Source organism: Variovorax sp. P4_D9 (genome assembly GCF_056401695.1).
Genome location: NZ_JBFUIU010001222.1, coordinates 1 through 2024 on the forward strand (window position 1 = coordinate 1; position 2024 = coordinate 2024).

A 2024-nucleotide genomic window follows, 5' to 3' on the forward strand; every position below is an offset into this window, starting at 1 on the left:
GAAGTCTCTCAAGATACAGCTGCCTGATGCCAAGCCAGCAGCAACGCAGGTTCTTGCCACGGCACCGGCGAAAGCGAAGACAGCTCCAGGTACGTTGATGGGTTTCATGGAGGGTCAGTCGGCAACGCACCAGGAGAACAAGGTGCTGCGCGAGCAGTTGAAGGAAGCCGATCTCGTGGCGCTCAACTTCAAGGGCGCATCGCCGGTCAAGATGCTCGACCCGACAAAGATTCGCAGATCGGACTGGGCGAATCGCAATGCCGCATCGTTCGAAGGCACCGTGTGGGCAGAGTTCAAAGCAGACATCCTCGGGAACGGAGGCAATGAGACGCCGATCCGAATACGGCCGCTTCCAGAGCTGGTCGACGGCATCGAGTTCGAGATCGTCTATGGGCATCGCCGGCACCAGGCCTGCCTCGAGCTGGGCATCCCAGTTCGCGCGCAGATCGAGGACGCTACAGAGCACATGCTGTTTGTGGCAATGGAGTTGGAGAACCGGTCGCGCAAGGATCTGTCGCCGTGGGAGCAGGGCATGTTCTACGCGAAGGCGCTGGACAAGGGTCTGTATCCGTCCGCGCGAAAGCTCGCCGAGGCAATCCGTCGAGACCTCGGCGATGTAGGCCGCGCCTTGTCATTGGCTCGGCTGCCGGCTGCTGTCGTCGCGGCGTTTGACAGCCCCCTGGAGATTCAGTTCCGGTGGGCCAAGCCMCTCAACGACGCGCACCAAGCTGACCCCGAAGGGCTGATCACCCGCGCCAAGGCGATCGCGGCCTACGGTCGCCGCCAATCAGCGGGAGCGGTGCTTGCTCAACTCGTTGGACAGTCCGCTTCGAAGGAACCGCTGGAGAATAGCGGCGTTATTGAAATTGGGAAGGTCGGGAAGAAGGCCGCGGCGATCCTCTCCGCCGACAAGAAGGGCAGGGCGATTCTCAAGTTTCAGGTGCACCTGACTGAGCAAAAGCGGCAGGCCCTCGCCTCTTATGCGGAGCAACTCCTGCTCGAGTAGCTGGATCTGCTCAAAAAAAAAAGGGGGGGTTGGACGGTCCAACCCCCCCTTTTTTTTCTGCAGTGGTTCGGCCCATGACGGGACGGCCTGGCGGTTCACGTTTTGGAAAATCGGCCTCCGGGACCCGAGTTCGAGTTCTTAGAGTCGTCGCGGCGCTATACCCTTTTACGCTGCACGTGTCGCGGCGCGTTCTGAACCGGGAAATTTGAAATGAAGAAGCTCGAAGCGTTCTTGACATGCTTATGAAGCGCGCGCGACTTAACGATCGTCTTCTTGCGGTTGCACGAGCCCTTGACCTTGCGGGTGACGCTGCGCTGGTAGCGCCGCCCCGCTGCTGTGCTTTCAGCGCCGCGAGCGGCTCGATGAGTCGCCCATCCGAAAGGCCCGCGAAGTTGACGACGCCCAGGTCGATGCCGAGCGTCGGCGCGACGCCGGCAGCACGCCGGGCTGCAGCGTCTGGATCGCCACATACAGCGGTCCCCCTCTCGGGTGACGCTGGCATTGCGCAGATCGCCCGCGACCTCCCGGCTCATGCGCACCCAACCGAGCTTTGGCAATTGAAGGCGCCATTGGCCGCGTCCAGCTTGAATTGTTTGCGATCCGTCTCTGGCGCAAGCGCGCTTTGCCGCCTCATCCTGATTGGCCTGGCCTTCTGCGGGACGTTTGCTGTGTGGCCTGGACTGTGAAGGCCTTGGCCTAAGGAAGGCGCTCTGGAGCTTCCCTGCCGAAGGATAAGGGGCCCGCCAGGGGCCGGACGGGAAGGCACCTTCATAAAAACGGGGTTTGGACCGTCCAGCCTTTTTTTTGGAGAGGYGCAGTGGGCAYGGTYGGAGGGGGCGCCTGTTCRTTGCCAGGCCTGCYGGGGCCRGACGGGAAGGCACGTTCATAAAAAAGGGGGGTTGGACCGTCCAACCCCCWTTTGCCTAGGGGYTCATGGAGAGGCGCAGTGGGCAYGRTTGGAGGGGGCGCCTGTTCRTTGCCASGCCTGCCGGGGGGCCGGAYGGGAAGGCACGTTCAC

At 62.1% G+C, this 2024-nt stretch carries 1 protein-coding gene; it reads left to right on the forward strand.

Translation table 11 applies throughout. The features are described from left to right. Positions 1-1006, forward strand: a 1006-nt coding sequence (locus tag AC1DY5_RS53230) for a ParB/RepB/Spo0J family partition protein (protein ID WP_478122284.1), incomplete at its 5' end; no start/stop codon positions are given. Positions 1007-2024: the final 1018 nt, after the last annotated feature.